The 4,830-nt window shown below is 74.4% G+C and carries 3 protein-coding genes and 2 pseudogenes; all 5 read left to right on the plus strand.

Features of this window, described 5'->3' with window-relative positions; genetic code table 11:
• Positions 1–134 (plus strand): annotated as a pseudogene (locus tag AB0I76_RS22520) (M56 family peptidase); the annotation flags it as partial.
• Between the two features lie 196 nt (positions 135–330).
• Positions 331–1,584, plus strand: a complete 1,254-nt coding sequence (locus AB0I76_RS22525) for a cytochrome ubiquinol oxidase subunit I (RefSeq protein ID WP_357038735.1) — start codon at positions 331–333, stop codon at positions 1,582–1,584.
• A gap of 9 nt (positions 1,585–1,593) precedes the next feature.
• The gene (locus tag AB0I76_RS22530) at positions 1,594–2,601 is read left to right on the plus strand and encodes a cytochrome d ubiquinol oxidase subunit II (protein WP_357038737.1); all 1,008 of its coding nucleotides are present in this window, start codon (positions 1,594–1,596) and stop codon (positions 2,599–2,601) included.
• Positions 2,598–4,271, plus strand: a complete 1,674-nt coding sequence (gene cydD, locus AB0I76_RS22535) for a thiol reductant ABC exporter subunit CydD (protein ID WP_357038740.1) — start codon at positions 2,598–2,600, stop codon at positions 4,269–4,271. The genes AB0I76_RS22530 and cydD overlap by 4 nt, the downstream gene beginning before the upstream one ends.
• A gap of 29 nt (positions 4,272–4,300) precedes the next feature.
• Positions 4,301–4,720 (plus strand): annotated as a pseudogene (locus AB0I76_RS22540) (thiol reductant ABC exporter subunit CydC); the annotation flags it as partial.
• Positions 4,721–4,830: the final 110 nt, after the last annotated feature.

Raw genomic sequence — 4,830 nt, forward strand, 5'->3', positions numbered from 1 at the left:
TGGGCGACCGGGACCTGGACGTCCGGGTGCAGCGGCTCCTGGTCGCCGACCGCCCGCCGCGCCTGCTCGGCGCCGCCGCGCTCGCGGTGACGGGCACCCTGGTCGCCCTCCCCATCTCGCTCTTCCTGAGCTGAGCCACCGGCCGCGGCCCCAGCGGGCGCGTCGCCGCGCCCGTGCTCCGCATGATCACGCTCGATCCCTGACGTAGTGGCCTCCCGCAGCGAGGGAGGCCACTACTTCCCTGTTCGAGGGCGATCTTGCGCTTGGTATACGTAGGTAAGCTACGTGTAGGCTGGCTACGACAAGCGAGTCAACCTCTGGAGAGCGGTCATGGACACCCTGCTCCTCGCGCGCCTGCAGTTCGCCACCACGACCTCGATCCACTTCCTGTTCGTGGTCGTCACCCTCGGCCTGGTGACCCTGCTGGTGGGCCTGCACACCACCTGGTTCCTCACCCGCGACCCGAAGTGGGAGCGCCTGACCCGCTTCTGGGGCCAGCTCTACGTGATCAACTACGTGCTCGGCATCGCCACCGGCATCGTCATGGAGTTCCAGTTCGGGCTGAACTGGAGCGGCCTCTCGCGCTACGTGGGCAACGTCTTCGGGGCGCCGCTGGCCATCGAGACCCTGGTCGCCTTCTTCCTGGAGTCGACGTTCCTCGGCATGTGGATCTTCGGATGGCACCGGCTCCGCCCCGTCGTCCACGTCGCCCTGCTGTGGGGCGTCGCCATCACCGCGTACGCGTCGGCGTTCTGGATCATGGTGGCCAACGCCTGGTTGCAGAACCCGGTCGGGTACGAGGTCCGGGACGGGATCGCGCACCTCACCGACTTCTCCGCGCTGGTCACCAACCCGACCTTCGGCATGGCCTTCGGGCACGTGGTCGCGGCCTCCCTGCTGGTCGGCGGGATGCTGATGGCCGCGGTCAGCTCCTGGCACCTGATCCGCCGCACACCGGACCACGCGCTGTTCCGCACCTCGCTGCGGATCGGCCTGGTCACCGCCGCCCTCGCGATCACCGCGGTGCAGGGCTTCGGCTTCGCCCAGTTCGGCCCGGTCGGTGAGGTCCAGCCCACCAAGTTCGGCGGCACGCCCGCCGCCGACGCGCTGGTCGCCGAGTGGACCGCCCGCTTCGGCCCGGGCGACTACGAACCACCGGTGCTGTCCAGCGTCGGCCTCGGCTTCATGATCCTGATCGGCTTCGGTCTGGGCCTGCTGTGGCTGCTGCTCCCGCTGCTCTGGCGGGACTGGATCGTCCGCTTGCGCTTCCCGCTCTGGCTGCTCCTGCTGGCCCTGCCCCTGCCGTTCGTCGCGCTGATCCTCGGCTGGATCGCCCGCGAGGTCGGCCGTCAGCCCTGGGTGGCCTACGGGCTGCTCCCCACCGAGCGGGCGGTCAGCGGCGTCGACCCCGGGGTGATGCTCGCCTCCCTCATCGGGTTCACGCTGCTGCTCGGCACCCTCGCGGTCACCAACTGGGTGCTGCTCGCCAAGCACGCCGCCCGCGGCGCCGACGATCCCGCTCTCGGCCGTCGGCCCGACGACCAGCCCGCCGACCCCCGCCCCGAACCCGCCCTCGCCGGATAGGAACCCACCGTGGAACTCGCCTGGTACGCCCTGCTCGGGGCCTTCTTCGCCGCGTACCTCGTGCTCGGCGGTTACGACTACGGCGTCGGCCTGCTGCTGGCCCGACGGACCACCCCCGCCGCCCGGCGCGCCACCCTGAACGCGGTCGGCCCGTTCTTCCTCGGCAACGAGGTCTGGCTGGTCGCGGCCGTCGGCATCCTCTTCGGAGCCTTCCCGACGCTGGAGGGGGAACTGCTCTCCGGCCTCTACCCGGCGGTCGTCGGCGCGCTGGTCGGGGTGATCCTGGTGACCGCCGGTGTGCAGTTGCGCAGCCGGCCGTCCGGTGCGGGCGCCCGGGCCGCCTGGGACCGGGTGGTCGTGGTGGGCAGCCTGCTCGCCGCGACCGGCTGGGGCTTCGTGCTCGCCGGGCTGCTCCAGGGCGTACCGCTGCACGCCGACGGCCACGTCTCCGGGGTGACCCACCTCTTCACCCCGTTCGCGGCCGCCGCCGGGCTCGCCGTGGTCGCGCTGGTCGCCGCGCACGGTGCGACGTTCCTCACCCTCCGCCTGCCGGACCCCGACGCCGGCGCGGCCGGGCGGCTGGCCCGCCGGCTGATCCCGGTGGCGCTCGCCGCGGTCGGCGCGGCCACCGCGCTGGGCCTGCTCTCCGAGGGCGTACGCGCTGCCGCGCAGCGGCCGGCGGTCGGCGTACTCCTGCTGGCGGCGCTGGGCGCGGCGCTGCTGGGCGCCCGGGTGGCCCTCGCCCGACGGCGGCCGGGCGTCGCCTTCGCCGCCACCTCGGCGGCGCTGGCGCTGCCGGTGGTGCTGGTCGGGGCGACCCTCTGGCCGTACGCGCTGGTGTCCACCGTCGATCCCGCCGCCTCCCTGACCGTGGCCGACGCGGCGGCCAGCGAGCCCACCCTGCGGCTGCTGGGCTGGCTGACGGTGCCGCTCGTTCCGGCCCTACTAGGCTTCCAGGCGATGTGCTGGTGGGTTTTCCGGGGACGGACCGACGGCAGGGCACCGGTGTACTGGTGAACCGCCGTCCCTTCGACCCGCGTCTGCTGCGCCGGGTCCCCGCGGCCCGGCGCGACCTCGCCGTGCTCGCGCTCCTCGGCGTGCTCGCCGCCGGACTGGTCGTGGCGCAGGCCACCGCACTGGCGGCGCTGCTTGCCACCGCGTTCGCGGGTCGGCTGGACCGGCCGGCGCTGGCCGGGTTCGTGGCGGCGGTGGCCGCCCGGTCGCTGCTGGTGTGGGCGCAGGGCACGGTGTCGGCGCGGGTCGCGGCGACCGTCAAGGCGGCGCTGCGGGTGCAGTTGCTCGACGCGGTCGGACGGCACGGGCCGGGCTGGGTCGCCGGGCAGCGGGCCGGCCAGCTCGCCACCCTCGCCGGGCGCGGGCTGGACGCGCTGGACGCCTACTTCACCGGCTACCTGCCGCAACTCGTGCTCAGCGTGACCGTGCCGGTGGCGGTGCTGGCCCGGATCTTCGTCGCCGACTGGAGCTCGGCGCTGATCATCGCGGCCACCCTGCCGCTCATCCCGATCTTCGGCGCGCTGCTCGGCTGGCAGGCGCAGGCCGCCACGGAACGCCAGTGGCGGCGGCTCTCCCTGCTCGGCGGGCACTTCCTCGACATGATCGCCGGGCTGCCCACGCTGCGGACGTTCGGCCGCGCCCGCGCCCAGACGGACGTGGTCCGCCGGATGGCCGACGGGCACCGCCGGGCCACCATGAAGACCCTGCGGATCGCGTTCCTGTCGGCGCTGGTGCTGGAGCTTGTCGCCACCCTGTCGGTGGCGCTGGTCGCGGTGCCGGTGGGCATCCGGCTGCTCTCCGGCGGGCTCACCCTCTCCACCGCGCTGCTGGTGCTGCTGCTCACCCCGGAGGCGTACCTGCCGCTCCGCACCGCCGGCAGCCGCTTCCACGCCAGCATGGAGGGCCTCACCGCACTCAACCACGCCTTCGAGGTCATCGAGGGCGCGCCCGCCGCCGTCGGCCGGGGCAGCCGTCCGGTGCCGGACGGGCGGGGCGAGATCCGGTTCGAGTCGGTCACCGTCGCGTACGAGCGGACGACAGCCCTCCGCGACGTCACGCTGACCATCCGGCCGGGCGAGCGGATCGCCGTGGTGGGGCCGAGCGGCGCCGGCAAGAGCACCCTGATCAACCTGCTGCTCGGCTTCGTGACCCCGACCGCCGGCCGCGTCACCGTGGACGGGGTCGACCTCGCCGACGCCGACCCGGACGGCTGGCGTCGGCAGGTCGCCTGGGTACCGCAGCGGGCCCACCTCTTCGCGGCCACGCTGGCCGACAACATCCGTCTCGGCGCCGCCGACACATCGGACGACGCGCTGGCCGGCGCGGTCGGAGACGCCGCGCTGGACGAGGTGGTCGCCGGCCTGCCCGACGGGCTCGCCACCGTCCTCGGCGAGCACGGCCACGGCCTGTCCAGCGGCCAGCGGCAGCGGGTCGCCCTGGCCCGCGCGTTCCTGCGGGACGCGCCGGTGGTCCTGCTCGACGAGCCGACCGCCCGACTGGACAGCGCCTCGGAGGCGGTCGTGCTGGAGGCCACCCGCCGGCTGGTCGCCGGCCGCACCGCGCTGCTGGTGGCACACCGGCCCGCACTGCTCGCCGACGCCGACCGCGTCCTGCGGGTGGACGACGGCCGGGTCACCGAACTCACCCCGACTCCGGCCGGGGAGGCCCGATGACCAGCCGGACCCCTGCGCCGGAACGCACGGTGCTGCGGCTCGCGAGGCCCTACCTGAACCGGCTGGTCGGCGCGGGGCTGCTCGCCGCCGCCACCGAGTTCGCCGCACTGGCGCTGATGGCCACCGCCACCTGGTTGTTGATGAGCGCCGCCGGACGCCCTCCGCTGGACCGGCTCACCGTCGCGATCGTGGCGGTCCGGGCGCTGGCGATCGGTCGGGGCGTGCTGCGCTACACCGAACGGCTGGCCGGTCACGACGCCGTGCTGCGGCTGGTCACCGACGTCCGGACCCGGGTCTTCGCCACGCTCGCCGCACGGCGCGACAGCCTCGGCCAGCGCTCGGGCGACGCGCTGAGCCGGCTCGTCTCCGACGTGGAGGCGGTCCAGGACCTGCTGCTGCGGGTGCTCGTACCGGCCTCGGGGGCCGTGCTGGTCAGCCTGGTCGCGATCGGCGGTGCCGCCCTTCAAACCGGTCGACGTCGACACGTGCGGCCTCCGGCAGCGTCACCTCCGCGTAGAGGTCGTCACCCGCCCGCCACGCCCGGCGCAGGCCCTGGAAC

Origin of the sequence: Micromonospora sp. NPDC049799, assembly GCF_040656655.1 — a bacterium.
Classification (GTDB): domain Bacteria; phylum Actinomycetota; class Actinomycetes; order Mycobacteriales; family Micromonosporaceae; genus Micromonospora.